The organism is Pedobacter aquatilis (assembly GCF_032678405.1).
GTDB classification, from domain to species: Bacteria; Bacteroidota; Bacteroidia; order Sphingobacteriales; family Sphingobacteriaceae; genus Pedobacter; species Pedobacter aquatilis_A.
Genome location: NZ_JAVTSJ010000001.1, coordinates 1,169,622 through 1,194,964 on the forward strand (window position 1 = coordinate 1,169,622; position 25,343 = coordinate 1,194,964).

Below are 25,343 nucleotides of genomic sequence, written 5' to 3' on the forward strand. Positions count from 1 at the left end.
CAAAACAGGTCAATATCCGGCATATCTGTTAAAAACCTATTTTTAATTTTGTTAATGTGAGGCTATTAAAACCAAGTCGAATTTTCAATCTAAAAATAAACGTTTAAATAACATTTATTAGCTTATTTTTTTACATTTACAACTAAATCTTCCAAATATAAACTCCTTTACAAATGAATCTTTCGGGGTAAATATATCTTAGGTTTTATATGAGAAGATAAGTTAAATGCAGGCAAACACCTTATAAAAAAACCATTTTTTCTATCCGCAATGCTTTTAGGATTAGAAAATTTAAAAAGAGTCGTTTTAAGAATTTAAAAATATCATCACATGATTACTAAAAAATCAAACATCCTGATCATCGCAGCTTGCTGTTTATCTTTAAAAGGCTTCACGCAGGAAAAGCTGATCAATTCAAAGGGAAATCCCATTATAACCGATAAATACACGGCCGATCCTGCCGCATTTGTTTATAAAGACTCGGTTTATTTGTATACTGGACACGATGTAGCGCCAAAATCTAAAAACAATTATGAGATGCACGAATGGCTTTGTTATTCATCTGCCGACATGGTTAACTGGAAAGAGCACAAATCTCCACTAAATGTTAAGGATTTTGCCTGGGCTAAAGACGATGCCTGGGCATCGCAGGTTATTGAAAGAAACGGAAAGTTTTACTGGTATGTAGCTACAGAGCATGGATCAATCGGTGGAAAATCGATTGGTGTAGCCGTGGCCGATAATCCGAGAGGGCCTTTTAAAGATGCACTCGGAAAAGCTTTGATTACAAATAATATGACTACTGCAGTTGGTATTACCTGGGATGATATTGACCCAACCGTTATCATCGACAATGATAGGCAGGCATATCTTTTCTGGGGGAACCAACGGTGTTATTACGCTAAATTAAAGACAAACATGATTGAACTGGATGGGCCTATTAAAACTGTTGATGTTCCCGATTTTACGGAAGCGCCATGGATTCATAAACGCAAAGACTGGTATTACTTATCCTATGCATCTGGTTTTCCTGAAAAAATAGTATACGCAATGAGCAAAAACATTAATGGCCCGTGGATTTACAAAGGAATTTTAAACGAAATTGCCGGTAATTCCAATACTAATCATCAGTCGATTATCGATTTTAAAGGAAAATCTTACTTCATTTACCACAACGGGGCTATTAATAATGATGGCGGAAGTTATAGAAGATCGGTTTGTATTGATTACCTGTATTACAACAATGATGGTACAATAAAACGCATCGTTATGACATCGGAAGGCATAAAAAAAGCTCAATAAACATTGAGCTTTTTTTATTAATCAATCGGAATTATCTGACTGAATTTTGTTTCTGTATCTACTGGCGCATCTGCCGGATAAGTTTTATAATTTACGGTTAGTACCGAATTTTTAATGGTAAATTTTCCCTGATCAAACCATTTGTAATTTACCGCAGTTGTTGTTACCGGCCCCGAACCATTTCTTTCTGATTGTTCTGTAACTGTAGCTTCCAGGTTATTTCCGTTAATTACATACTTTCCGGTCAGTTTTATGTTCCAATCGGCAAATTGGCTTGCTTTTATTAAAATCGTAATCTTTCCACCAGCTTCGAAAATGAGTACGCGATTATAGCCTGTTGTCATCTCCTGCCACGAAGTATTAGTTAAAGCATCTTTGGATAAATTCCCGATACCATCCTTTTTGCAGGAAAGCATAAGCATTGAAAGCAAAATCAGCAGACCGCAGGCATTAAAGGTTTTCTTAATCATAATTAGTTTTTTAGTTCGTTTGTAAAACGATAAGAAATCGTAAAACGCTACAAAGCAAACAATAAAATCCCGCTAAATATCTTCGTTTTCCATTCCGGCTTCAAGCCTTCTTAATTCTTCATCCATATCCAGCATCGCCATTTCCTGTTTTGCAATAATTTCACGGCAGGCAGCGAGTTGATTTCTTAAATCCAGAATCTCTTTTTGCAGTTCGAGCATACTTTTTCCGGTTTCCTCCTGCATCTTTCTAAGCTCAAGACGTTTCATGAAACCGCCCTCACTCATAAAAATTTCAAGTCCCGATTGTTTACCGATTAGTGCGGGCAATGGATGCCCATGTACCTCACCGATAAGCATGATTAAATTTAACTGATTAAGTAATTGTAAATACTCGGCCGCCAGAATAGCATTACCCCTGAATATATGCAACACACGGTCGGTCTTGATATATTCTTCATACTTAAATTCTTCAAGTATTCGGTCTAATAATTCGCATTTAGCTGAAGTTAGATTAACGGGAAACCTATCCATTTACGACAATTTAGGGCGCTGAGTTTAAAGTTCCAATTAACTTTACACGAAATAAATATAGAAATTATTTATTTACAGCCTAAATTTTTTAGCATATCATTATAAAATGAACTGATTAATCGTTTATCCTAAGTTTTTTTACCAACCAGGGAAGACTTAAGCCTTGTCCGATCAAAGTAAAAAGCACGACGGCTACTGAAATGAAAATAATTACATTCCTCTGTGGAAAAGGAGTTCCGTCAGCGAGCTTTTCAGGTAAACCTATCGCGATAGCCAAAGAAACAATTCCCCTCATTCCCGACCAGCTAATAATTAAGCTGTTTTTAAAATCAAGCAAGGCAAATTCGGTAATCCTGTTTTTTCCCTTTTTAAAAGCATTCTGAAGGTTTATTTTCTGAAGAAAAACACGCCCCATTCTTAATATCAGCGCAATAATAGTGATAATAAAAGCATAGCCGATATATGTCCAAACCATGCTTTTACTAATGCTTTTTATAACGTAAGGAAACTGGAGCCCAATAAGGATAAAGATTAAGCCGTTAAGCAGGAAGATTATGATATCCCAAATATTTCTGGATTGCCGTTTTAATTCGGCAGGAAATACCTTATTGCTGAACCTGGCGATACTCAACCCTAAGATAACTACTGCAATTACCCCCGAAACTTCGAAGTGTTCGGCTATAAGGTAAGTAACAAAAGGCATTAGCAACATAAAGCTAACCGTTACAAGCTGATTATGATGTACGCGTGCAATAATGAGGGAAAGTATTTTCCCCATGATAACACCAACTAAAATTCCTCCAGTCATCAGAATTACGAAGGTTAATCCTGCCCGCCAGAATATAAAAGCCGAACCCGTAACCGCAGCCACAGCAAAACGATAGGCAACCAAAGCCGATGCATCGTTTATTAAGCTTTCGCCTTCTAAAATAGTGTTCGTTTTATGCGAAAGGCCTAACCCTTTTGTAATACTCATAGCCGCTACAGCATCTGTTGCCGATAAAATTGCACCGAGAACAAAAGAAAGCGGCCAGGTCATCCCCGGAATTAAATAACGTGAAACTACAGCAATACCAAGTGCTGTTATAAAAACGAGCGATATGGATAAAGTTCCGATGGTGTTGATATTGGTTTTAAATTCCTTAAACGAAATATTGAATGCAGCATCGTAAAGCAATGGGGGTAAAAATATCAGAAATATAATTTCCGGGTTTAATGAAACTGGTGGAATTGAAGGAATAAAACCGATGGCAATTCCCGCAATAATTAACAGCACAGGGTATGGCAGTTTTATTTTGTCAGCTATTGCCGATAAGCCAATCATTACAGCCATAATCAGCATTACTACACTATAGTTTTCCATGTTTTTTCCTGAGGATGATAAACGGCGATCTAAAATATAACAATTGCGAGAACACTCAATTATAGCAAATTTATGTTCAAATTGTTACAGGTTTTTGCATTCATCTTAAAAAAACAGTTCGCTTTAATCAATAAATTAGCAATCTTAATTATTCCTTAATGAAAAAAATTTTTACAATAATCTTTTTTAGTGGTCTTACCCTTTCTTTAAGTGCTCAAACCATTGTTAACCGCAATGCTGATATCGATAAAATGGTAAAGGCCGTAAATCCCGATTCTTTAAAATCATATATCACAAAAATGGTTGCCTTTGGTACCAGAAGCACCATTAGCGATACAAAAAGCAAAACCAAAGGAATTGGCGCAGCAAGAAACTGGGTAGTAAGTAAATTTAATCAGTTTGCAAAACAGGGCGATGGAAGATTAACTGCTTTTTTAGATACTGTTACGATAAAACCAGATGGCAGACGCGTTGACCAGCCAATTGTTTTAGGCAATGCCGTTGCCGTTTTAAAGGGTACCGATGCTAATGACAAACGGGTTTTTGTTGTAAGTGGCCATTTAGATAGCCGTGTTACCGATGTAATGAATCGTGTTAGTGATGCACCCGGTGCAAATGATGATGGTAGTGGTGTAGCAGGTGTTATTGAAGCCGCCAGGATAATGAGTCAGTATAAATTTGGTGCAACCGTAATATTTGTTGCCGTTAGCGGCGAAGAACAATCCTTACTGGGCTCGGGTTTTATGGCTGCAAAAGCAAAAAAAGAAGGCTGGAATATCGAAGCAATGCTAAATAATGATATGATTGGCAGTAATAATGCCAGTGAAACCCAAATTATCGACAACACAAAACTCAGGGTTTTTAGCGAAGGCTTGCCAGCTTATGAGCTTGATAAATATGCAAAAAGTATTCGCCAGTATGGATTGGAAAACGACGGTAAAAGCCGGCAATTAGCCCGTTATGTAAAAGAAACAGGCGAACGCTATGTAGACCAGCTGGAAATAAAATTAATTTACCGTAATGATAGGTTCCTTCGTGGTGGCGACCATTCTCCCTTTGCCGAAAATGGCTTCGCAGCAGTTCGAATTACCGAAATGAACGAAAATTTTGATCACCAGCATCAGGATTTAAGAACTGACAAAGGGGTTAAATATGGCGACTTAATCGAGTTTATGGATTTCGAATATTTAAGAAAAAATACCGCTGTCAATATCGCCACACTTGCCAACCTGGCAAAAGCACCATCAATGCCAACAGAAGTCAAGGTTGATGTTAAAAACCTTAGTAATTCGACATATCTATACTGGAAAGCCCCGGTAAATGGCGTGGTAAAAGGATATTATGTGCTCATGCGTGAAACCAGTAATGCAGCATGGCAAAAGAAGTTTTTTACTACTTCAACAGAAATGCAATTGCCATACAGTAAGGATAATTATTTATTTGCTGTTCAAAGTGTTGGCAATGAAGATAATGAAAGCCTTCCAGTAGTGCCTGCAGTTGGCCGATAACAAACTTTTAAGTTTAATTCTTGTTTAAAATCAAATTAATAACATGAAATTTAAACCCGTAGCGTTTATTATCAACATTGCTATAACACTAAGTATTGGGGCTTTGGGTGGATGGGCAACCGCACAATCTGTAAGAAGCTGGTATCCGACACTAAATAAACCATCATTCAATCCGCCAAACCAGTTATTTGCACCAGTTTGGACTTCACTATATGTTCTAATCGGCATTGCAGCATATCTTGTTTGGACTAAACGTGCAGAAATTGTTCACTTCCCGAGAACAGTAGCTATTTATTTTATCCAGTTAATTTTAAACCTTTGCTGGTCGTTTATCTTTTTTTACCTGCATGAAATTGGTTTTGCACTCGCCGAAATTATAGTTTTGCTTGTCATCATTATTATCAATGCAATAATGTTTTATAAAATAAACAAGTTGGCCGGATTGTTATTCATCCCTTACATCCTTTGGGTAAGTTTTGCATCATTTTTAACATATAACATCTTCATCCTGAATTAAATTCTAAAAGAAAACCTTATTTTTAGGGGTGGTAACTTTTAAAAGATATTTGCTGATACTTCTCGTTCTGTGCTGTACACAACTGCATGCGCAAAAGGTGGGGCTTGTATTTAGCGGAGGTGGCGCAAAAGGATTGGCACATATCGGCACCTTAAAGGCACTCGAAGAAAACCACATTCCCATCGATTACATTACCGGCACCTCGATGGGTGGAATTGTCGGCGCCATGTACGCTGCAGGATATTCGCCGGCACAGATTGAGAAAATTGCCTTGAGCGATGATTTTCAAAACTGGGTAAACGGTCGTTACACAAGTGACTTTACTTATTTTTTTGAGAAGAATGCGCCAAATGCCTCAATGCTTACCGCAAAAGTTGCTGTTGATACTGGTTTCCATTTCAGCTTTCGATCTAACCTCATCAATGATATCCCATTAAACTTTGCCTTTCTAGAGCTTTTCTCCCAGGCATCGGCAGCATCAAAAGATAATTTCGATAATCTTTTTGTTCCATACCGTTGTATGGTGGCCGATGTGCTTTCACAAAAAAGTATAACGGTTAATAAAGGTAGTTTAGCCGAGGCGGTAAGGGCAACGATGACCGTTCCGATTATCTATCGCCCGATTAAACTGGATGGAAAGTATGTTTTTGATGGCGGACTATATAATAATTTTCCCGCCGATGTAATGGAGCGGGAATTTAAACCCGACTACATTATTGGTGCAAATGTTTCATCGAAAACCTACAATGAATACCCAAAAAACAACGACGACCGGCTGATGAACAGGTTTCTGGTTTTTATGTTTTTATCAAAATCAGACTCTACCATGGTTGGAAAAAATGGTATATATATCCAGCCCGATTTAACAGATTACAGCGTAACTAATTTCTCGCCGGTTGAAGACCTTATTAAGAAAGGTTATGATGCTACAATGGCTGATATGGAGCGCATAAAAGCGCTTATTAGCCGTCGTGTAAGTGATGAGGAACTGACAAAGCGCAGGGAAAAATTCAACAGGAAAAAACCCGAATTTGTATTCAGCAACATCACGGTTAGTGGTGTAAATGAGCAACAAAAACGTTATGTAGAAAGGCTTTTTAAGAGCGATAAGAAGACTTTTAACCTTCAGGATATAAAACGTGGCTACTATAAACTTGTTGCCGACCAGACTTTCGAAACTATTTATCCAAAGATTGTTTATGAGCCTACTACCGATAGTTATACCTTCGAAGTGGTGGCACAACCAAAAAAAAGCTTTAAACTCGATTTAGGCGGTAATATATCTACGCGGCCTATCAGCAATGTTTTCCTTGGTGTACAATATAATTACCTCAATCGTAAGGCTTACACATTTGGAACAAGCTTTTATTCGGGTCGTTTTTACGAGTCGGTTCAGGTAAGCGGCCGCATTGATTATCCAACCAAACTTCCCTTATTTGTAGGTGCAGAATTAACTTACAACCACTGGAATTTTTATAACACCAGTCAGATTTTCATCGAAAACCCACACCCGATTTATATTGAACAGGCCGACCGTAAAATTGATTTGATGATGGGAGTACCGCTGAATTATAATACTAAGATTATCCTGCACTCAGCTTTCATTAATAATCAGGATGAATATAGCCCTAACAATACATTTGCCGTGGGCGATGTACTTGACCAAACTGTTTTTAATGGATTTAAGGGCTCGCTAAACCTTGAGAAAAACTCGCTGAACCGTAAGCAATATGCAACCCGCGGGCAAAGTTTCCTACTGAGTTTTAATTTTACAACTGGGAGGGAAAATTACAATCCGGGAAATATTTTCAGGAATACCGTAGCACCAAATACAATTACACCATCTAACCATTTAAGGCAATGGATTGGCGTTAAACTTACCCAGGAAAATTATTTTCTTCATTTAAATAAATATACATTGGGTTACCTTGTTGAAGGTGTTATCTCAAACCAGCCTTTGTTTAACAATTATTATTCAACACTGCTGGTTTCGCCGGCTTTTTACCCATTACAAGATAGCCGCTCTTTATTTCTTGATAAATTCAGGGCATCGACCTATGCCGCTGGCGGAATAAAAAATATCTTTAGTGTGAGAAAAAACCTCGATTTAAGATTGGAAGGTTATTTATTTTTACCGCACAAAGAATATGAACTGAATAATTTGCAGGATGTTTCTTATGCTAAGGCGATAACAAAATTGAGATACGCTGCAACTGCCGGATTAGTTTACCAAACGCCCGTTGGCCCTGTAAGCTTAAGTTATAATTTATATAACGATGCGATTAAAAGAAATGGTGTATTATTGCATATTGGCTATTTAATTTACAATAAACGTTCTATCGAATGAAACGAGGATTTATCTTAATTTTTCTTTGCCTTTTAGGTTTTTCAGGCTTTGCGCAAACTGCGGCAATTAATAATTTTCTTGTAAAGGAAAACCTGTTGAAAAACAACAAACTTGCCATTATCGCTGCCGATTCGCTCGATGTTCCGAATGAAAACATTAACGGCATTTATACTTTTAGCGTGAGTGGCTTTACACAAAGCCTTAAATTTAATGATGGAATTGCCGTTCTGCCTTTGCCTATCGAACGTTCTACCTTTGTTTACTTAAAACACCAGAACGATTCAGGCACGCACAGTAAACTGGTTTACGTTTATAAAAAAGATAATGATTTAACCCCTTATCCCATCAACAGCTTGTGGCTTTTCATTATCCCGATTGTATTGGTAATACTGGCATTTGCTTTCCGAAAACTCATCATTTTTGCAGTAATTATATTTCTGGCCTTCGTATATTTTAACCATAGTAATGGTTTAAACCTGGGTACTTTTTTCGAGAGTATCTTTGATGGTTTAAAAAACTTATTTTAATAAACAGGTCAATTTACTAATATTTTTAGTAAATTAGCCTTATGGAAAATCTATTTTTAGTTTGTCTTATTCCTCCCTTATCGATTGCTGAAGATATCGATGAGATAAGAAACAACATTTCAGAAAAGTACAATGTGTTCGAATCGCTCAAACGCCCTGCACACATTACCCTTTATAATCCTGTAAAGATTTCCTCGCTGGCAAACGAAGCTAAATTTTTCAAGGCACTTGAAGATGCTTCCTATTCAGATGCATTTCATCAGGTTTTGAAGAATTTCAATGCTTTTGAGCCGCATACAGTTTATATTGATGTTGAGCAGAATGATGGCATAATGAAGTTACAGTCGCAGATTAAATCGGCACTAAAGCCTTTAAATCTAATTCCTGCCAAAGATATAATGAAGTTTACGCCGCACTTAACCATTGCCTTTAAAGATGTAAAACTCCCCGTTTATCAATCAATAATGAAAGAATATGGAGCGAAAAATTTCAAGCGTACTTTTAACGTAAATAGCTTTTCGGTTTATAAACACACAGATAAGAGATGGCGACCATACAGGGATTTTGCATTTAAAAACCCTGCAGATAAACCTAAGCCTTTAAGTCTTTTTGATTAAGTTAGAACGGCATTCCAATACCAAAGTTATACTGTAGGAAACGATAAGTATCTGGGCCATGTGTTGCGTTGTAGGTATTTCGAAAATCTTTTCCACCAGATAAGAATTTGCCTATAACCCATTGCTCATCGCTCGAAAATTGTGGATCTTTTATTTTCAAACCTACATCAAATCTGAAAACGAAATACTGTACATCGTACCTTAAACCAACACCAGCGCCAATAGCCAGCTGCTGTACAAGTTTACTTAGTTTAAACATTTTCTCTTCACCTTCATCGGCATTCAGGTTCCATATATTACCGGCATCAACAAATGCAGCTCCTTTTAAAACGCCACCAAAGAATTTGCGGAGCAGGATATTTCTGTATTCAAAATTTGTTTCAATTCTTAAATCGCCCAACTGATCGAGGCCAAAAACAGCCCTTCTAACAGTATCAGAAGCTAAAGATGCCCTGTTGTAATTCCCCGGCCCAAGGGTTCTGGCCTGCCATGCCCTGATACTATTTGAACCTCCCGCAAAAAATCTTTTTTCGAAGGGCATAAAAACCGAGTTACCATATGCATAGGCAACACCGGCATTCATACGTGCAACAAATTGCCTGTCGCCACCTAAATGCTTATACCACCTAATATCAACCTCGGGTTTAAGATATTCGTTGTACGGTAATCCTAAAATCTTTGCGTAATCTCTATCTATGGTGCTGCCCGGCAGAAAATTATTCGGATTGTGTTTATTGTTGTTGAAATTAGAAATCGCCTGAAGCAGATTTCCTGCAATATCAATCCCGCCTCTTAAATACACAAAGGTTCTTAACTGATTAAGTTTATCAGCATTTAAAGTGTATGTGTACTTCATCCCCAGGGTTAAATCTTTTCTGGCCAGTAATGAAGAATAATAAAGATTATTTGCAACCGATGCAGAATCAATCAGCGGGTCCAGATTACCAAAGCGGTATTCGAAATTTAAAGGGGTAAATGAGTGTAATTTAGATTTCGTTTCTACCCAGTCATAAGTAATCGAATTGATGAATATCCTCCTCACCGAAACATCTTTCTGTAAAGCATAAATATAACTCGATGAAAAAGTAGTGTGTGGCATACCGTTCGATCCTAATACCGGATTATAAAAAGGAATCATCAAACGCGGAACGGTGATGCTCGAACTTATGGAAAAATCCCGCTGGTAAATATCGCTGAAAGGTGAAGCCCCGTTTCCTATACGCGATTGCAAACCTCCTTTTATCTGCAGTTCAAAGCGTTCTGCACCCCTGAAAAAATTATTATTGGTATAAGTATTACTCAGGGTAAAACCAACGGTACCACCATTAAAAGGAACCTCCCCCTCAACCCGGTTACTCATTACTTTTTGTGGTATTAATAAAACTATCGGGTTTATTTTATTTGATGTACTATCCTGATTAATGTAATCGATTTTTACATTTTTAAAAATATTGAGTTCGTAAAGCCTGTCGTAGGTAAGGTTTTCATTTCTCAGGTCGTACATTTCATTCTTCTTCAGAAAATCGTATCGGAGGATAGGGTTGCGCCTGTATCGCTTCGATAAATCGGTAAATGAAATACCATTCGTGGTATCGCGATTTACATAATTTCTTAGCGAATCTGGAAAACCATCAGGACTTGGCGCTATAATCATATAAGTTGTTCCAATGTTGTACTGCTTGTGGTTTCCCTTGGGCGGATTGGTAACATTTAACCTTAAATCAACTTTTTTAACGTCAGTAGTTTCAATAACATCGAAATTTATATATGGACGGAGAAAATAAAAATAACCGTTCTCTTTCATCACCCTGTAAATCTGATCTCTTTCGTATGATAAAGAATCAGAATCGTATTGCATCCCCGCATGGAGGTGTGTAAATTTTGGGCGTTCGGCGTGGTAAATTCCCTTAATATTAGGTGTATAAATAGAATCAGTAAGCTTATTGATAAAAGAAGCAGGCCCTGGATCGGCTTTAAAATTGATTTCTGCTTTTTTATCTTTTACTTTAATATCAGAAGTAACTTTTGCCTGGAAGTACCCTTTCCCTTTTAAAAATTTCTCTATCTGGGTTCTCGATATTTCTACTAACGTACTATCCAAAATTGCCGGCGGCGTACCAAATGGCTTTATGTTAGTGGTTTTATAGCGTCCATCCTTGGTATTAAACAAATTATATAATGGAACATTAATACTAAATGATGATGAAGGACGAATATCTTTCTGTACATAGTTGTACGCCTGTTCTTCAAATTTAGCGTCAACACTATCTATGGTAACTTTTTTAACGATAGCCTGGTAATCCGGAATGTATTTAGTTGATGAACAGGCCTGCATTAAAACAATAATTAATAGTAATATTGCAGGGCTTTTCAATTTAGAATATTTAAAGGATTTGTATGCTTTCAAAATCTCAGATTAGTTTTATTAAATCGTTACATCAAAAAAAATACCGTAAAGAAAATGGATTATTCTTAGTTGAAGGTATAAAATCTATTAAAGAATTTATACAATCTGCTTACCAAATTCATACCATATTTTACGTTAGCGAACAATATAATTTGTTACCCAAATTACCCGCAAATATAAACTTATTTGAAGTAAACAACGCTGAATTGAGTAAGATTAGTACTTTACAGACGCCACAAGGTTTTTTGGCTGTAGTAGTGTTACCAGAAAGCCAGCCTGTAGACTTAAATAACCTGAAAAATCAGTTTACCATTGTGCTCGATGGCGTGCAAGATCCAGGTAATATGGGCACCATTATCAGAACTGCAGATTGGTTTGGATTTAAAAACATTATTTGTTCTGAAGATTGCGTAGAAGCTTTTAACCCTAAAACGGTACAGGCTACGATGGGCTCGCTGGCACGTATTAATATTTATTATGAAAATTTGCCGGTGCTTTTAAATAAGAATTCGCTCCCGGTTTTTGGCGCTTTGCTCGATGGAAACGCTATTTACAAAACCGACTGGGGAAAAGAAGGCTTAATTATTTTAGGAAACGAAGGAAAAGGAATTACGGCCGAAGTAATAAAAAAAATAACGCAACCCATTACTATACCGAGAGTTGGCGCTGCCGAATCGTTAAATGTTGCGGTTAGTGCGGCAATATTTTGCTCGGAAATTGCAAGAATTCAAAATTAAATATTCATTTATATTTGCGGGCTAACTAATAATTGCTATTTTTGCAGCCTTGAATTTAAGGGTCGAGTGGCCGAGTGGCTAGGCAGAGGTCTGCAAAACCTTCTACAGCGGTTCGAATCCGCTCTCGACCTCCATTTGTACAAATAAAATAATAAAAGGTTATTACCATGGCAGTTACCAGATTAAAAAGAAAAGACAGAAGAAATAAAAATACAGCTCACCAAGAGGTAGATTTTTTAAAAAGAGCAACTAACATCGAGTTAGGAAGCCGCTCTACACAACCTAAAAACGATCAATTAGCTAAAAACAATGCTGTTTTAGCTGCTTTGGCAAAATAGTTTTTAGAGATCTTCTAAAAAATTTAAAGCATCCTTCTGATCAAAGGATGCTTTTTTTATGCCCGGAATTTAGATAAATTTGAATTAACCAAAACTTTAAAGTCATGAATCTCCAGCAAACGTTAGCTACTCTAGAATCATTAGCCGATGAAAAAGTGCGTAAACAACATTTAAAAAACGGCGCCAGAGAGAATCTTTTTGGCGTTAAAATGGGGGATATCCGAACACTTGCTAAAAAAATTAAAACCAACCATCCTTTAGCGATGGAGCTTTGGGCTACTGAAAATATTGATGCCCGCATGCTGGCTATTTTAATCCTTGATCCGAAAAAACTATCAACAGCTGAAATTGAAACCATGGTTTCGTCGGAACAGTTTACCTGGGCTGCCGATTGGTTTTATAGTTATGTGATAAAAGAATATGATAACAAGGAGCAATTCCGTGAAAAATGGATGAATTCAAACGACAAAATGTTAGCCCGGGCTGGCTGGAGTTTAATGAGCAGAAGAGTTACCAGAGCACCTGAAGGCATAGACCTTGATGTGACTTTAGACAGGATTGAAGCAGAAATGGCAAGTGCAGTACCCGAAGTGCAATGGACAATGAATTCAACACTAGCACAGATTGGCATTAATCATCCGGCTTTAAGAGAAAGGGCTTTAGCAATTGGCGAGCAATTAGGTGTTCTTCGCGATTATCCGGTTTCAAAAGGCTGTACCTCTCCTTTTGCACCTATATGGATTAATGCGATGGTGAGCCGGCAGAAGTAGATTTACGTAATGCATGAGTATTAGTTGCCGTGTGCAAACAAACTTCTGTTTATGCTAAATCAGATCAATAATTAAAAATGAATAATCAATGAAAAATGAAAACAGATTTCCCCGTATTTTCTTCTTAATTACTTTATTCGGGATCATGAATTTTTTAGCTATGCTTAGTGGCCCAGCCTGGAAAGCCTTGAGAGGAGTGGATATTTTACGTTTTATTGGTACAGGAATGTGCTTTGGTGCTGCACTTGTTATTATTGCTACATACCTTTCAAACCGTCGCTCATAATGAAAACCAGGGATTCTTTGCAGCTGGAGATTCCAAAAACTTCATTTAGTCGTTACTAACCTAATATGTTGGTCAACAATATATACGGCAAAACCAAACAGATTAGGTATGATGATGCTAAATTTATATACTACTTTACCAAAGCTTTGCAAATCGACTTAATCAAGCCTGGACCTTCATAAATAAAACCGGTATATAACTGAACTAAACTTGCGCCGGCAGCTAATTTTTCCTGCGCATCTTCGGCCGAGTGTACCCCTCCAACACCAATGATCGGGAAAGCTTTATTTGATTTTTCGGACAGATATTTAATTACTTCAGTAGAACGCTCTTTAACAGGTTTACCACTTAATCCACCTGTTTCATCTGTTAATGTTTTTTCGGTAGCTAAATTTTCGCGACTAATAGTCGTATTGGTTGCAATGATGCCAGCGATATTTGTTTCTGCTACAATTTCGATAATATCATCCAACTGCGCATTTGTTAAATCAGGTGCAATTTTCAATAAAATCGGTCTCGAAATATCGTTTTTACGGTTTCGCTGCTGAAGTGTGTTTAAGATTTTCTTAAGCGGTTCTTTCTCCTGCAGCTCCCGCAAACCTGGGGTATTTGGCGAACTCACGTTAACCACAAAATAATCAACTACATCAAACAAACGATCAAAACATTTTATATAGTCGCTTACTGCATCCTCATTAGGCGTAGCCTTGTTTTTGCCAATGTTACCTCCTACAACAATTTCAGGATGTTTATCTTTTAGCAAACGTAAACGTTCTGCCATCACATCAACACCTTTATTGTTAAAACCCATCCTGTTGATTAAAGCCTCATCATTAGGCAACCTGAACATACGGGGCTTATCATTTCCGGGTTGAGGCATCGGTGTTACCGTTCCAACCTCAATAAAACCAAAGCCAAGGTTACTTAAAGCTTCAACATATTCACCGTTTTTATCAAAACCAGCGGCTAAACCAACCGGATTTCTGAATTTAATTCCAAAAACTTCCTTTTCTAAACCTTTAATATGAACATCAAAACTACTGCGGATAATCGTTTTGCCTAGAGGAAACTTGTCATTAAACCATTTTAACCGTTTAACAACGAAATAATGCACGTTTTCAGGGTCAAATCTGAAGAATATTGGTTTAATGATGCGATACATGCAACGAAGATAGATAAAATATGGAAAATGTAAAAAATGGAAAACGGATAAGGGTATTTACCGCAATAACCCTTTCCATTTTCCATCAAACATCTTACATCAACTAGTATGCTGCTGTAAACTGCTCCTGATGATGTGCATTATTTTCCAGTTCATCAGCAAGAACGATAGACAAGTCCTCTACCGATAAAATTGAACGGCCTTCTTCGTTAAAAACAGGAGACGTTTTACCTAAACGATATTTTCCTGTACGGCCTGTGCTGATACCTTGATGCATTTCAATTGCAGGACTAAAAAACAACCAATCCAATTCTTTTTCTTGTTTTAGGATGTTGAAGTAATCTCTTACTGCAGATGCACCGGCATAATATTCTTTAGGAAAATTAGGTCCGTCTACCAATTGGTTTCCATCGATTTGTAAAGTACCAGCACCACCAATAAAGATATAACGTTTTACACCTGATGCTTTAACTGCTTTCTGAATGGCTTCAGCACCTGTAATGGTATCGTTATAAAGGTTTGGATTTGCCCATCCGGCGTTGAAAGCACTGATTACAGCGTCAGTTCCTTTCAATGCTTCTGCTAATTTTTCAGTTTCCAAAACATCGGCAGCAACTTTAGTTACTTTTTCGTCGTTGTTTTCAATTTTATTGGTATCGCGGGCAATGGCGATTACTTCGTTTCCACGACTTACCAACTCGTTCAAAAGGGCTTTACCTACAAATCCTGAGGCGCCTATTAATGCTACTTTCATGTTATTTATGTTTAATTATTTATTTATAGTTCATTAGTCACTGGTCCATTGATCATTTGTAATTGTTTGTTAACTACATATATTGTAACAAATTTTATTACAGTTAAATCCAAATTTTTTTACTCAAATTTTGCTGCAAAATCTTCCAATGTCTGTTTCGAAAGGTTTTCAATCAAGGCATTTTCTGCATCACTGTAAAGTGTATCTAAATGCTGGTTAATTTGCCTCCCAATAGGGCATTTAGGGTTTGGTTCATTTTTGCTCTGACCTAAAATATTGTTATTTCTAACAGCACGATATACTTCTCCAAGGTTAATTTCTGATGCTTTTTTCGCCAGAAAAGAACCTCCACCCTTACCTTCTTTACTATCTACAAAACCATGTTTGCGGAGATTCATAATTTCCTTACGAACCAAAACAGGGTTGATATTGATGCTTCCCGCCAGAAAATCTGAGCTCACCAATCCACCTTTCGCATCATGAAGCAAAGTGAGGATATGTAATGAAATCGGGAAACGGCTGCTGTTCATTCTGTAATTATTTTTATTACAGTACAAAGGTATGCAAATATTTTATATTTCAAAAAATGTTAAATATTTATTCCTAATTCATCTAAAGCTTATCTTTGCTTAAATTTTCCACCAAACAAATCGTATTGAAAAAGCTCTTTAAAATATTGGGAATCAGTCTGGCTTCTGTTATAGCCTTACTTGTTATTATCCCCTATTTGATTCCGCAAACCATCACTAAAGAAATTACCCAGGTAATTAATAAAAATATAAAAGGCGAAGTAAAATTTGAAAGCACCAGCATTTCGTTTTTCAATCATTTCCCATCGTTAACACTTAACCTGAATCAGTTTTTGCTTAAAGGTTCTGCCCCATTTGAGAAAGACACACTTATTTACACCAAAAAACTTGCGCTGGGCATTAATTTGCTCTCCTTATTTTCTAACCAAATCAAGGTTGATGAATTTTACCTTGATGATGCACATATAAACATACTGACTGATGAGAAAGGCCACGCGAATTACAATGTTTATGAAAGCAAAGCGGAAAACAAAACTCCAAAAAGTGAGGGAGGTACTGCCATTAAAATTGAGGGGATTTTCATTAATCACAGTAATTTAACTTATAGTGATAAATCGATACCGATGCTGATTCGTACAAATGATTTAAATTACACTGGAAAAGGTGATTTAAGCAATGCGATTTTCGATTTAAAAAGTACACTTTCTATCAAGGAAATGGATGTGCTTTATGCAAATACACCTTATCTGCTAAAAAAGAAAATCAATGCTAAACTAATAACCAAGGTAAATACCAACTCTTTAAACCTGATTTTCGACGAAAATAATCTTAAAATTAATTCACTACCCATTGAGTTTGTCGGCCATTTTACGTTTTTAAAAGACGGATATGATATTGATTTCAGAACCAGAGCGAAAGAAACTGATTTGCACAATATTTTCACTGCACTACCACCAGCAATTGCCGAGCGCCTTGAGCGCACCAATATTAAGGGCTATGCAGAAATAGATGCCTCTTTAATAGGTAAATATATTGCCGCGACACACGAGATGCCTACTGCTTCTTTTAACATGAAAATCCGCGATGGCTATATTTCTAATCCAAATGCACCAGAACCAATTAGCAACCTGTTCCTAAACCTGAAAACCAAAGTTCCGGGATTAAATACAGACAGCTTGAATGTTAACATGGATAGTCTTTATTTTAATATTGGCAAAGATTACGTAGCGTCGGTAACTAAAATTAAGGGTTTTACAACACCTGAAATTTATAGCGACACACGCTCAAACATAGATTTAGAAAAATGGGCGAAGGTGATTAACCTCGACAGCCTGGCTTTAAAAGGCCGGTTAAACATCAATTTCAAGGCAGATGGAAAATACACAAAGAAAATTGTTCGCTCAGGTATAAGGCAAGTAGATACAGTAATTGCGACAGTGCCTAAGTTTAGTTTGAAAGCTTCGCTAAATAATGGCTATTTTAAATACCTGGCCATGCCCGCAGCCATCGATAAAATTAACTTTGAAGTAAATGGTTCGAATACTGATGGCGATTATAAAAGCACAAAAATCTCGATTGATAATATTGATATTAAGTCGCTGAACAATTTCATCAAAGGTTATGCAAAACTGCAAACAGCTGAAAACATGCCTTTCGAAGCGCAATTAAAATCGGTTATTAACTTCGGTGATTTAAAAAACATTTATCCGATTAACAGCTACGAGTTAAGCGGCCTGTTAAACCTCGATTTACAAAGCAAAGGGCCCTTTAATAAAGCAAAAAAACTTTTTCCGGTTACCACTGCTGCAATAAAACTCAACAACGGCCGGATTAAAACAGCCAGTTTTGACCAGCCTTTGGAAAAAATTCAAATCGATGCTGATTTGGTTAATACAGATGGAACACTTAGAAGCACCAAATTAAACATCAGGCCTATTGCTTTCGAAATGGCCGGACAACCTTTTACACTTAAAGCGGAAGTAAATAATTTTGATAATATTACCTACAACGTCTCTACAAAAGGCCTCGTCGACATTGGTAAAATCTATCAATTATTTGCAGTAAAAGGATATCAGGTAAAAGGTATTATTGCTACAAATGCATCATTTAAAGGGTCGCAAAGCGATGCTATGAATGGACGCTATGGAAGGTTACAAAATAACGGAACCTTAACCATAAAACAGTTAAACCTGCAATCAGATTTATTCCCGAAAACTTTTTTCATCCACAATGGGATATTCTCTTTTCACCAGGACAAGATGAGGTTTGATGAATTTAATGCCAGCTATGGAGCATCCGATTTTAAATTAAATGGCAATTTGAGTAACGTAATTAATTATATTTTAAATGATAAGGCTAAATTAACAGGAACCTTTACGCTCAAAAGCAATAAGATTTATGCCGATGAATTTATGGTTAATGCAGATCATGCGCTGCCAAGTAGTTCATCATCAAAAGGTGTCATCCTAATCCCTGATAATTTAAACGTTACCTTTTCTGCCAATGCAAATGATGTTTTTTACAATGGCTTAAACATAAAAAATGCGAAAGGCACACTGCTAATGAGCAATGCTACACTTGCTTTGAAACAAACAGGTTTTACTATCGCTGGCGCAGAAGTTGGCATGGACGCAAACTATAAAAGCCTGAATACACAAAGCGGATTATTCGATTTCCACTTAACGGCGAAGGAATTTGACATTGCAAGAGCTTACAAAGAAATCAAACTTTTCAGGGAAATGGCGAGTTCTGCCTCGAAAGTTAAGGGAGTTGTGGGATTAGACTATCAACTTTCAGGAAAACTGAATGATGAAATGTTCCCTGTTTTCCCATCCTTAAAAGGTGGCGGTGTATTAAGCCTGAAAAAAGTAAGCCTGATGGGTTTCAAAATGATGAACGCTGTAAGTAAAGAAACCAAACGCGATAGCCTCACCAACCCCAACTTATCTGATGTCCAGGTAAAATCTACCATCAAAAACAATATCATCACCATCGAGCAAACCAAAATGAAAGTTGCAGGATTTCGTCCGCGTTTTGAAGGACAGGTAAGTTTTGATGGCCGTTTAAATATGAGTGGTCGTTTGGGACTTCCTCCCTTTGGATTATTTGGCATTCCGCTGAGCATTACCGGCACTCAGGAAAAACCAATTGTAAAATTAAAGAGAAATAAAGAGGGAAAGTTAGAAGAAACAACAGATGGTAAATAATTGGCCTGAATAATCCAGGCAATTATTTACTACCAACAACAGCAATTGCTAATTAAACTAAACGGTTTATCTGTGCATATTGTAAAAGCATTATTGTTTTTCCATCTTTAATTTCGCCCGATTGTATCATTTCTAGGGCTTTTGAAAAAGGTATCTCCAACACTTCAATATTTTCCTGCTCTTCATGATGGCCGCCTCCATCGCTCACTTTCATATCTTTTGAATATTCAGCAACAAAAAAATAAAGAATTTCTGTTACTGAGCCAGGAGACATATAAGCTTCGAAAACTTTTTTAACATACTTAATTTTGTAGCCTGTCTCTTCTTCGGTTTCCCTTTTAATCGCTGTTTCCGGATTATCTTTATCCAATAAACCCACACAAGTTTCTATTAACATACCACTTTCATTACCATTGATGTATGTTGGCAAGCGAAATTGTCTTGTTAAAATAATATGCTGCTGATCCTTATTATAAAGTAAAATTGTGGCTCCATTACCTCTATCGTAAGCTTCACGCTGCTGAATTTCGCAGGTTCCATCTTTTTTACGATACTCGAAAGTAATCTTGTTTAAAGTGTACCAATTATCTGAAAGAATTTCTTTACTAATGATCTTGACGTTGTCGTTACTCATGTTTTTATAAACTATTGAATTCAAAGATATCGAATTCTCTCATGGTGCTAATCATGTAACACGAATCAATTGAGTTGGCAAGCGATGGTAAATAAATTGCTTTTCACAATTCATTCTGTTTGAATATGACCTTAAAAAGGCTTTAAAAATTCGTACTTTTGCAGCCGCAATGATTTCAATAAATAATTTAACATTCCTGATTGGCTCAAGAGCCTTGTACGATGAAGCGAACTGGCACATTAAACCTGGCGATAGAGCTGGCTTAATTGGCGCCAACGGGACAGGAAAATCTACTCTTTTAAAGCTGATTGTAGGCGAATACGCACCAAGTTCGGGAACAATCTCAATGTCGAAAGACCTGAAAATTGGCTACCTGAACCAGGATTTACTTTCTTACGATTCGCATCACAGCATTCTGCATGTTGCCATGGAAGCTTTCGAGCGCCAGAATCAGTTGCATGATGAAATTGAAGAGCTGTTAAAAAAAATTGAAACCGATTACAGTGAAGAAGTACTGAACAAACTGAGCGATAAGCAGCAGGAGTTTGAAGCTTTGGATGGCTATAACATCGAGTACCGTGCAAATGAAATTTTAGCTGGTCTGGGTTTCAGTACTGCCGACCAGCAACGCCCATTAAATACCTTTTCCGGAGGTTGGCGTATGCGGGTTATGCTAGCTAAAATCTTACTTCAGGACCCTGATATTTTACTACTGGATGAGCCGACCAACCACATGGATTTACCATCAATTAAATGGCTGGAAAACTATTTGGGAAGTTTTGAAGGCGCAATTGTTATTGTTTCTCACGACAGGTATTTCCTTGATAAAATCGTAAACCGTACAGTAGAATCGCGTAAAGGAAAACTAACCGTGTATGCCGGTAATTACAGCTTTTACGTAGAAGAAAAAGCTTTACGAGGCGAAATACAGAAAGGCGAATTTAAGAACCAGCAGGCCAAAATTAAGCAGGAAGAACGTTTAATCGAGCGTTTTAAAGCAAAGGCATCAAAAGCTAAAATGGCGCAATCACGTATGAAAGCGCTTGAAAAAATGGAGCGTGTAGAGGATGTTGATGATGATAACCCAACGGTTAACTTCAGTTTTAAATTCACAAAACCTTCAGGCCGACATGTAGTACGCATTGAACATGCCACCAAGCATTATCCAAATGTACATATCCTGGAAGATGCTGAAGCAGTAATTGAAAAAGGCGATAAAATTGCCTTGATCGGTGCTAACGGTAAGGGAAAATCTACACTTCTTAGAATTGTTGCCGGAACGGAGAAATTTGAGGGAATGTGCGAAACCGGGCATAACGTAACCACTACGTTCTTTGCGCAGCACCAGCTGGAATCATTACACTTAGAAAACTCTATTTTAGAAGAACTACAAGCATTTGCACCTAAACATAGCGACACTGAATTACGTAGTATTTTGGGTTGTTTCCTCTTTACCGGAGATGATGTTTTCAAGAAAATCAAAGTATTATCCGGTGGAGAAAAATCGCGAGTAGCTCTGGCAAAATCATTAACAACAGATTCGAACTTCCTGATCCTGGATGAGCCGACCAACCACCTGGACATACAATCGGTTAACATTTTAATCCAGGCTTTAGATCAGTTTGAAGGAACTTTCATTGCTGTATCTCACGATAGGTATTTTCTTGATAATGTAGCCAACAAAATCTGGTTTATCGAAAACGAGAAAATCAAACAATATCCCGGAACTTATGCCGAGTACGAAGAATGGAATAGCAAGAGGGTAATTCCGGCATCAAAACCAATTCCGGTTAAAATGCCAGAAAAGCAAAAGGAAGCACCAAAACCAGTAGTGCCAAACGCGGCTAATCAGTTGAAAAAACTTAACGATGAGCTAAAGAAAGTCGAAAACGTAATCGCCGATCTTGAAACATCGGTTAAAAATATAGAAACAGAACTGGCAGACGAAAATGTATATGGTAATGCGGAGAAATTAGCAGAAGCCAATAAACGTTACCAGGATACCAAACAGGAGCTGGATGTTAACCAGAACAAATGGGAAACACTGGCTGCAGAAATAATGGAACTAGAGGGCTAAGTCCATCAGTTAAAATCGAGCCGCAGAAATTCTGCGGCTTTTTTTATGATCCATACCTCGGAAAATTAATCTCACCCCCTTGTAAATCCATGATTCAGTGGCAAAATAAAAAGCATTCCCTTCCTTGCCTCCATAGCTAATAAAAAAATATAGGTGCTCTTTCTTTTTATCTGTGGTTAATATCCTGTACTTTTAACCATGCAAAAACTAATCTTTACACTTTTACTTATTCTACCTTCCCTGTGTTTTGCACAAAACGAAAAAGCTTTTACAAACGATAACAAAACTTATTTACCTAACATCAAAACAGTACTTTGTTACAACAGCAACAAAGAACAAAGTATCCCGGTAATTACACTAAACACTACCGAAACACTGTCTTTTTCATTCGATGACTTACTCGGCGGCACAAAAAACTATTGGTACACTGTTGAACACTGCACCTCAGACTGGCAGACATCAAGAATTTCTACCATGGATTACCTGCAAGGCTTTGATAGCGACAGGATCATTACTTATCACTATTCATCAAATACAACGAGAAAATATACACATTACGAACTAACCTTACCCAACACGCAGGTACAACCAAAAATAGGCGGTAATTATGTATTAAAGGTTTATCTTGATGGCGATAAGAACAAGCCTGTAATATCGCAGCGCTTTTATATCCTCGATAGTCAGGTAGCGGTTGCAGCCGAGATTACAAATTCCATGCAGGTTGCCGATCGGAATTCAAAACAAAAGATAAATTTTATCATTAACCATTCAATTGCTATTCCTAATCCTTATCAGGATTTAAAGGCCATTGTAATGCAGAATTTTAATTCGAACACTGCCATCATCAACACCAGACCAGCATTTATTAAGCCAAATCAATTGGTTTATAATGATTTAAACACAAATGATTTCTGGGGCGATAATGAATTCAGAAAATTCGACACCAGAAGTTTACGCTTTAAGGGCGATAACGTAAGGGATATTTACCGCGATAACGAATCGGTTAGTGTTATGCTTTTTCAGGATGCGCCAAGAAATAACGGGGCATTTGCCAACCAGTATGATGAAAACGGAAATTTCTTTATACGCAATACCGATGGTCGCGACGACAAAACCGAGTCGGAATACATGGGTGTACTTTTTACGTTAAACGCTGCGGCTCCCGGCGCCAATGGTGATGCCTACGTTGTTGGCCGTTTTAACAACTATACACTGAACAAAGAAAATAAATTGCTGTACGACGCCAGCCGGAAACAATTTTATGCCAACATCATGCTAAAACAAGGCCTATATGATTATGAATACGCCTGGTTTAACAACGACACTAAAAAACTGGAAACCCAGCCTTTTGAAGGTTCATTTTTCCAGACAGAAAACAGCTACCAGATTTTTGTTTATTACCGCAAACCTGGTGCCCGCTGGGATACACTGGTAGGCTATGCCAACCTGAGCAATAAAGTTACCGACCGTTAAATTGTTAGCCTATCTTTAATATCCAAACGGAAACACTTCCGGCATTACAATGGAATTCGGCCCAGCCATTTTCATCAATTACAACCTCCTGCTCACGGTGGCCTAAAGCGTCGATAAAAGTTTTACCGGCAAATTTTTTTCCTATTTCCATTTCCTTAAAACCTTCCTCACCGGTACTCATCAAAACGGCTAAACCACTATTTTCATGCTCATCATCACCTTCGCGGGTCCAGCCTACGCAATTGCCGTGGTCAAAATGTTCCCGTTGAAAGCCATAGGCAAGTGCTGTCCTTATCTTACTCATGGTCTCCACTTCAGGTAACGCCACCAGTTCAACATGTACTTCTTCGCCTTCAGCATCTTTATCATCGTAAATACCGCCATATAAATCAGGAAAAAAAAGACAAGGTATTCCCTGTTCGCGTAAAAGGATAATGGCATAAGCCAGGGGCCTGAACCAGAACTCAACATAAGACTCTAAAGCCTGCAAAGGCTGCGAGTCGTGATTATCAACAAAAGTTACCGCAAGTTCGGGCTTAATCTGCACCAACGTTTTATCGAAAATTGTTCGCATATCAAACTGGTTGTCTTCATGGCTTGCCAGGTAAAAATTATGGTGAAGCAGCGAGTCAAAAATCTGCGTCCGCCCACCGGTAATATCAATATATTCCAACTGACCTTCAATATCTACCACATTCCAATCTTCGGCAACCACAAAAAACTCACGGCTATATTTTGTGTTCAAATGGTCTAACCATTCAATGATAAAATCAGGGTTTATGTGTTTTACCGCATCCAACCTAAAACCATCAATTTTTGTCGTTTCAACCAGCCATTCACCCCAGTATTTCAATTCATCAATAACCGCCTGGTTTCGGTAATCAATATCATTAAACATCAGGTAATCGTAATTACCAAGCTCGGTTGAAGGCACTTTTTCAAAACCTTCGCCCAGGTAATTCTGAATTGAATAAATAGCGCTTTGCTTTAAATCTTCCGCCCAGTCTACACCGCTGAAACATAAATGATCCCAAATAAACGCTGAATATTTCCCTTGCCTGCCCGGGAATGTAAATTTCGTCCAGGCTTCAATTTCAAAAACATCGCTCGTAAACTCATTCCGATTTTCGGGGTTTACCGTTCGCACCTTAATTTTTTCCAGTTCATCGCCACCCGCCTTATGGTTAAAAACAATATCGGCAAGCGCAGCAATTCCCTGTTCATGCAAGGCATCAATTGCTTTTATATACTCATCTTTAGTACCATATTTCGTGTGCACGGCGCCTTTCTGGTCAAATTCGCCCAAATCAAACAAATCGTAAACAGCATAACCAACATCAAAAGCTGCATTATTCGATTTATAGGCTGGCGGCAACCAAACCGATGTTACCCCAACTTCTTTTAAATGGGCAGCTTCTGCCGCTACCTTTGTCCATAAATTTTGCTCTTCGTTATAATACCAGTGAAAAAACTGGATAATGGTTTGGTTCTGCATTAATTTCGATTTTTTATGCTAACACAACATCCTTATACCCCAATTGTTTTTCAAATTATTATCATAAAACGCTTTTTTTTTGAAAATTTAAGCCTTTCTGCTTTGGCTAGTGCAGCCCCGCTTTTCATTTCAATCTTTTGAACCACTACTGTCGTGCTGAGGAACGAAGCATGTATTTTATCGCTTCAGATGCTTCGTGCCTCAGCATGACAAAATATTAAAGGTTATTGCAAATCAAAAGTATTTTCATTTCAATCGGGTTTAGTTAACAAACGTTCGGGATAAATGGCTA

At 37.5% G+C, this 25,343-nt stretch carries 22 protein-coding genes and 1 tRNA gene; 14 read left to right on the forward strand and 9 right to left on the reverse strand.

The features are described 5' to 3' along the window. The first annotated feature begins 330 nt into the window (after positions 1 to 330). Positions 331 to 1,302 (forward strand): glycoside hydrolase family 43 protein, encoded by a 972-nt coding sequence (locus R2R71_RS04840; RefSeq protein WP_316830120.1) that lies wholly within the window; start codon positions 331 to 333, stop codon positions 1,300 to 1,302. A 17-nt stretch (positions 1,303 to 1,319) separates the two neighbouring features. On the opposite strand, the gene R2R71_RS04845 is transcribed toward R2R71_RS04840, so the two are convergent. From R2R71_RS04845 to R2R71_RS04855, 3 genes are all read right to left on the reverse strand, one after another. Then, positions 1,320 to 1,772: a hypothetical protein gene (locus R2R71_RS04845; protein ID WP_316830121.1), complete on the reverse strand. Its 453-nt coding sequence runs from the start codon at positions 1,770 to 1,772 to the stop codon at positions 1,320 to 1,322. 72 nt (positions 1,773 to 1,844) lie between these two features. Then, positions 1,845 to 2,303 carry a hypothetical protein gene (locus R2R71_RS04850; protein WP_316830122.1) on the reverse strand — a complete coding sequence of 153 codons (459 nt, stop codon included), beginning with the start codon at positions 2,301 to 2,303 and terminating at the stop codon, positions 1,845 to 1,847. 115 nt (positions 2,304 to 2,418) lie between these two features. After that, on the reverse strand, positions 2,419 to 3,666 hold the full coding sequence (locus R2R71_RS04855) for a Na+/H+ antiporter (protein WP_316830123.1): 1,248 nt from the start codon (positions 3,664 to 3,666) through the stop codon (positions 2,419 to 2,421). Between the two features lie 158 nt (positions 3,667 to 3,824). Between R2R71_RS04855 and R2R71_RS04860 the strand changes: the two genes are divergently transcribed. The 5 genes from R2R71_RS04860 to R2R71_RS04880 are packed head-to-tail and all read left to right on the forward strand — an operon-like array spanning position 3,825 to position 9,182. Then, on the forward strand, positions 3,825 to 5,174 hold the full coding sequence (locus tag R2R71_RS04860; protein ID WP_316830124.1) for a M28 family metallopeptidase: 1,350 nt from the start codon (positions 3,825 to 3,827) through the stop codon (positions 5,172 to 5,174). Positions 5,175 to 5,217: 43 nt separating this feature from the next. Next, a complete protein-coding gene (locus tag R2R71_RS04865) occupies positions 5,218 to 5,691 on the forward strand; it encodes a TspO/MBR family protein (RefSeq protein ID WP_316830125.1) in 474 nt (157 codons plus the stop codon). A 49-nt stretch (positions 5,692 to 5,740) separates the two neighbouring features. Further along, complete coding sequence (locus R2R71_RS04870) at positions 5,741 to 8,038, forward strand: patatin-like phospholipase family protein (protein WP_316830126.1); 2,298 nt, start codon at positions 5,741 to 5,743, stop codon at positions 8,036 to 8,038. Beyond that, positions 8,035 to 8,565 (forward strand): hypothetical protein, encoded by a 531-nt coding sequence (locus R2R71_RS04875; RefSeq protein WP_316830127.1) that lies wholly within the window; start codon positions 8,035 to 8,037, stop codon positions 8,563 to 8,565. Before R2R71_RS04870 ends, R2R71_RS04875 begins: the two co-directional genes overlap by 4 nt. A 41-nt stretch (positions 8,566 to 8,606) precedes the next feature. Beyond that, on the forward strand, positions 8,607 to 9,182 hold the full coding sequence (locus tag R2R71_RS04880; protein WP_316830128.1) for a 2'-5' RNA ligase family protein: 576 nt from the start codon (positions 8,607 to 8,609) through the stop codon (positions 9,180 to 9,182). Between the two features lies 1 nt (position 9,183). On the opposite strand, the gene R2R71_RS04885 is transcribed toward R2R71_RS04880, so the two are convergent. Next, positions 9,184 to 11,589, reverse strand: a complete 2,406-nt coding sequence (locus R2R71_RS04885; RefSeq protein ID WP_316830129.1) for a BamA/TamA family outer membrane protein — start codon at positions 11,587 to 11,589, stop codon at positions 9,184 to 9,186. On the opposite strand from R2R71_RS04885, the gene R2R71_RS04890 reads away from it, so the two are divergent. From R2R71_RS04890 to R2R71_RS04910, 5 genes are all read left to right on the forward strand, one after another. Then, entirely contained in the window at positions 11,580 to 12,326 is a 747-nt protein-coding gene (locus tag R2R71_RS04890) for an RNA methyltransferase (RefSeq protein ID WP_316830130.1), read from the forward strand. The two genes, R2R71_RS04885 and R2R71_RS04890, sit on opposite strands and share 10 nt — an antisense overlap. A 60-nt stretch (positions 12,327 to 12,386) precedes the next feature. Then, a tRNA-Cys gene (locus R2R71_RS04895) sits at positions 12,387 to 12,460 on the forward strand. Positions 12,461 to 12,493: 33 nt separating this feature from the next. Then, positions 12,494 to 12,664: a spore protein gene (locus R2R71_RS04900; protein ID WP_316830131.1), complete on the forward strand. Its 171-nt coding sequence runs from the start codon at positions 12,494 to 12,496 to the stop codon at positions 12,662 to 12,664. Positions 12,665 to 12,768: 104 nt separating this feature from the next. Next, positions 12,769 to 13,434 (forward strand): DNA alkylation repair protein, encoded by a 666-nt coding sequence (locus R2R71_RS04905; protein ID WP_316830132.1) that lies wholly within the window; start codon positions 12,769 to 12,771, stop codon positions 13,432 to 13,434. 88 nt (positions 13,435 to 13,522) lie between these two features. Continuing rightward, a complete protein-coding gene (locus R2R71_RS04910; protein ID WP_316830133.1) occupies positions 13,523 to 13,720 on the forward strand; it encodes a hypothetical protein in 198 nt (65 codons plus the stop codon). 130 nt (positions 13,721 to 13,850) lie between these two features. Here R2R71_RS04910 and R2R71_RS04915 read toward each other — a convergent pair whose 3' ends face one another. From R2R71_RS04915 to R2R71_RS04925, 3 genes are all read right to left on the reverse strand, one after another. Then, on the reverse strand, positions 13,851 to 14,882 hold the full coding sequence (locus tag R2R71_RS04915) for a quinone-dependent dihydroorotate dehydrogenase (RefSeq protein WP_316830134.1): 1,032 nt from the start codon (positions 14,880 to 14,882) through the stop codon (positions 13,851 to 13,853). Between the two features lie 103 nt (positions 14,883 to 14,985). Beyond that, positions 14,986 to 15,636: an NAD(P)-dependent oxidoreductase gene (locus R2R71_RS04920; RefSeq protein ID WP_316830135.1), complete on the reverse strand. Its 651-nt coding sequence runs from the start codon at positions 15,634 to 15,636 to the stop codon at positions 14,986 to 14,988. A 119-nt stretch (positions 15,637 to 15,755) separates the two neighbouring features. Then, the gene (locus tag R2R71_RS04925; RefSeq protein ID WP_316830136.1) at positions 15,756 to 16,166 is read right to left on the reverse strand and encodes an Rrf2 family transcriptional regulator; all 411 of its coding nucleotides are present in this window, start codon (positions 16,164 to 16,166) and stop codon (positions 15,756 to 15,758) included. Between the two features lie 125 nt (positions 16,167 to 16,291). On the opposite strand from R2R71_RS04925, the gene R2R71_RS04930 reads away from it, so the two are divergent. After that, positions 16,292 to 19,372 carry an AsmA-like C-terminal region-containing protein gene (locus tag R2R71_RS04930; protein ID WP_316830137.1) on the forward strand — a complete coding sequence of 1,027 codons (3,081 nt, stop codon included), beginning with the start codon at positions 16,292 to 16,294 and terminating at the stop codon, positions 19,370 to 19,372. Positions 19,373 to 19,424: 52 nt separating this feature from the next. Here R2R71_RS04930 and nudK read toward each other — a convergent pair whose 3' ends face one another. Beyond that, positions 19,425 to 20,006, reverse strand: coding sequence for a GDP-mannose pyrophosphatase NudK (gene nudK, locus R2R71_RS04935; RefSeq protein ID WP_316830138.1), 582 nt, complete (start codon positions 20,004 to 20,006; stop codon positions 19,425 to 19,427). A gap of 169 nt (positions 20,007 to 20,175) precedes the next feature. On the opposite strand from nudK, the gene R2R71_RS04940 reads away from it, so the two are divergent. Beyond that, the gene (locus tag R2R71_RS04940) at positions 20,176 to 22,083 is read left to right on the forward strand and encodes an ABC-F family ATP-binding cassette domain-containing protein (RefSeq protein ID WP_316830139.1); all 1,908 of its coding nucleotides are present in this window, start codon (positions 20,176 to 20,178) and stop codon (positions 22,081 to 22,083) included. Positions 22,084 to 22,281: 198 nt separating this feature from the next. Continuing rightward, positions 22,282 to 23,556: a DUF5103 domain-containing protein gene (locus R2R71_RS04945; protein ID WP_316830140.1), complete on the forward strand. Its 1,275-nt coding sequence runs from the start codon at positions 22,282 to 22,284 to the stop codon at positions 23,554 to 23,556. 4 nt (positions 23,557 to 23,560) lie between these two features. Here the strand turns inward: R2R71_RS04945 and R2R71_RS04950 are convergent, their stop codons facing one another. Then, positions 23,561 to 25,051, reverse strand: coding sequence for an alpha-amylase (locus R2R71_RS04950; protein WP_316830141.1), 1,491 nt, complete (start codon positions 25,049 to 25,051; stop codon positions 23,561 to 23,563). Between the last annotated feature and the right edge of the window lie 292 nt (positions 25,052 to 25,343).

What these genes read in the sequence shown, in the direction of transcription:
- R2R71_RS04840 (WP_316830120.1), top strand. Translation starts at nt 331, where the DNA reads ATGATTACTAAAAAATCAAACATCCTGATCATCGCAGCTTGCTGTTTA.
- R2R71_RS04845 (WP_316830121.1), bottom strand. Translation starts at nt 1,772, where the DNA reads ATGATTAAGAAAACCTTTAATGCCTGCGGTCTGCTGATTTTGCTTTCA.
- R2R71_RS04850 (WP_316830122.1), bottom strand. Translation starts at nt 2,303, where the DNA reads ATGGATAGGTTTCCCGTTAATCTAACTTCAGCTAAATGCGAATTATTA.
- R2R71_RS04855 (WP_316830123.1), bottom strand. Translation starts at nt 3,666, where the DNA reads ATGGAAAACTATAGTGTAGTAATGCTGATTATGGCTGTAATGATTGGC.
- R2R71_RS04860 (WP_316830124.1), top strand. Translation starts at nt 3,825, where the DNA reads ATGAAAAAAATTTTTACAATAATCTTTTTTAGTGGTCTTACCCTTTCT.
- R2R71_RS04865 (WP_316830125.1), top strand. Translation starts at nt 5,218, where the DNA reads ATGAAATTTAAACCCGTAGCGTTTATTATCAACATTGCTATAACACTA.
- R2R71_RS04875 (WP_316830127.1), top strand. Translation starts at nt 8,035, where the DNA reads ATGAAACGAGGATTTATCTTAATTTTTCTTTGCCTTTTAGGTTTTTCA.
- R2R71_RS04880 (WP_316830128.1), top strand. Translation starts at nt 8,607, where the DNA reads ATGGAAAATCTATTTTTAGTTTGTCTTATTCCTCCCTTATCGATTGCT.
- R2R71_RS04890 (WP_316830130.1), top strand. Translation starts at nt 11,580, where the DNA reads ATGCTTTCAAAATCTCAGATTAGTTTTATTAAATCGTTACATCAAAAA.
- R2R71_RS04900 (WP_316830131.1), top strand. Translation starts at nt 12,494, where the DNA reads ATGGCAGTTACCAGATTAAAAAGAAAAGACAGAAGAAATAAAAATACA.
- R2R71_RS04905 (WP_316830132.1), top strand. Translation starts at nt 12,769, where the DNA reads ATGAATCTCCAGCAAACGTTAGCTACTCTAGAATCATTAGCCGATGAA.
- R2R71_RS04910 (WP_316830133.1), top strand. Translation starts at nt 13,523, where the DNA reads ATGAAAAATGAAAACAGATTTCCCCGTATTTTCTTCTTAATTACTTTA.
- R2R71_RS04915 (WP_316830134.1), bottom strand. Translation starts at nt 14,882, where the DNA reads ATGTATCGCATCATTAAACCAATATTCTTCAGATTTGACCCTGAAAAC.
- R2R71_RS04920 (WP_316830135.1), bottom strand. Translation starts at nt 15,636, where the DNA reads ATGAAAGTAGCATTAATAGGCGCCTCAGGATTTGTAGGTAAAGCCCTT.
- R2R71_RS04925 (WP_316830136.1), bottom strand. Translation starts at nt 16,166, where the DNA reads ATGAACAGCAGCCGTTTCCCGATTTCATTACATATCCTCACTTTGCTT.
- nudK (WP_316830138.1), bottom strand. Translation starts at nt 20,006, where the DNA reads ATGAGTAACGACAACGTCAAGATCATTAGTAAAGAAATTCTTTCAGAT.
- R2R71_RS04940 (WP_316830139.1), top strand. Translation starts at nt 20,176, where the DNA reads ATGATTTCAATAAATAATTTAACATTCCTGATTGGCTCAAGAGCCTTG.
- R2R71_RS04945 (WP_316830140.1), top strand. Translation starts at nt 22,282, where the DNA reads ATGCAAAAACTAATCTTTACACTTTTACTTATTCTACCTTCCCTGTGT.
- R2R71_RS04950 (WP_316830141.1), bottom strand. Translation starts at nt 25,051, where the DNA reads ATGCAGAACCAAACCATTATCCAGTTTTTTCACTGGTATTATAACGAA.